We start from the raw sequence: 1395 nt of genomic DNA on the forward strand, positions 1-1395 counted from the left end.
AACACCATTAAAAACAAGCTTAAGCGTTGTGAAAACGGTGTTGACCAGTTCCTAGAAGCTTAAAAACTTTGGAAGCTTACAAGAATAAAAAAAGGGGCGTTTCGCCCCTTTTTTATTGTTGTTGAGATAAGGTGAAGTACTTATCGGCAACCATCAATGAGATCAAACGCTCTTTACGTTTATCTTTGAACTGCTCAACCCATTGGTGCGCATTCTCAATGATCGCTAATGCTTCTTGCTCATTCGCTAGGTAATAGTCCATCTTTTCAGGCAAATCTGAATAATCATCCTGCACTTCAACATAGTGGATGCCAGCTTCTAGCTTACCTTCCATAAACCACGTTTCGTACTTAGGTTTCGACATAATAACCAATGAGTTAGAGGACATTGCCCACTTCAGGTTAGTTGCGACATCATTACCTTCAATACACAGCAAGAACTTGTATTGAAGTTGCTCCTCAATACTCATAAAGCCTTTTTCCCAAGGCTGTCCTTCTTGCGGTCGAGTCTGGCCAATATTGCACTGCGGATGATCGTAGAAAGCATGAATTACCGTTTGACGGTGAGGCTGAAAGCCGACACCTCGCCACGCCACCATGTCTTTCTTATCGTGGTAGCTCATTTCGTCATCGACAAATTTAAAATGACGGATTTGATTCAGCTTTAAAACGACAGAATTCTGATTGTCGCCGTGGATAGGGCGACTTTTAATAAAGCTCGGAACATTGGGAATATGCGTCACATCGCCATTGATGTAGTTGAATGTAAACTCAGACGGGAAATAGCGTATGACTTGGCGCGTATCGAAAAAATAAGTCCAACCTTTTGTTTTTTTGAATTCGCCAATTTTAGCGTAACTCTGTTCTCGGCTATCGACCGTAAATGGTTGCCCACACTTGTTGTAGTAATTTACTCGCTCAAGACAGTACTGCTTCTCCGCTTCAGTCAGAGTAGAAAGTAAACGCTTTGCCTGTGCTCGATATACAAAACGAGGAACCAGCATCGAAAGTGCGTTTGAGAAATAATAAGGAAACTTACTGTCTTTCATTTACTTTCTTCTCAATAGCGTTAGCAACGGCCGCGGGAACGAACTGCTCAATACTGCCGCCATGGATAGCAACTTCACGCACGATGGTCGAAGATAAAAAGGCAAACTCTTCTTCTGGAGTCAGAAATACACTCTCAATCCCAGGTAGTAGTTTTCGATACATGTTAGTCAAACCAAACTCATACTCAAAGTCGACTGTCGTTCTTAACCCGCGAATCAGCACTTTGGCTTGTTCTTGGCGAGCAAAATCCACTAACAATCCAGAAAACCCTTTTACTGTCACGCCAGGTAAATGTGCCACTACCTCTTCCATCAAAGCGACGCGCTCTTCCAATGTGAATATAGTG

General features: G+C 42.6%; 2 protein-coding genes. Both read right to left on the reverse strand.

Features of this window, described 5'->3' with window-relative positions; genetic code table 11:
- Positions 1-112 precede the first annotated feature (112 nt).
- Entirely contained in the window at positions 113-1048 is a 936-nt protein-coding gene (locus R7Q47_RS24535; protein WP_031778439.1) for a glycosyl transferase family 90, read from the reverse strand.
- Positions 1035-1395 (reverse strand): pantetheine-phosphate adenylyltransferase (gene coaD, locus R7Q47_RS24540; RefSeq protein WP_318089849.1); only part of this gene is annotated, 361 nt, incomplete at its 5' end. The genes coaD and R7Q47_RS24535, both read right to left, overlap by 14 nt.

Source organism: Vibrio sp. Vb0349 (assembly GCF_033338975.1).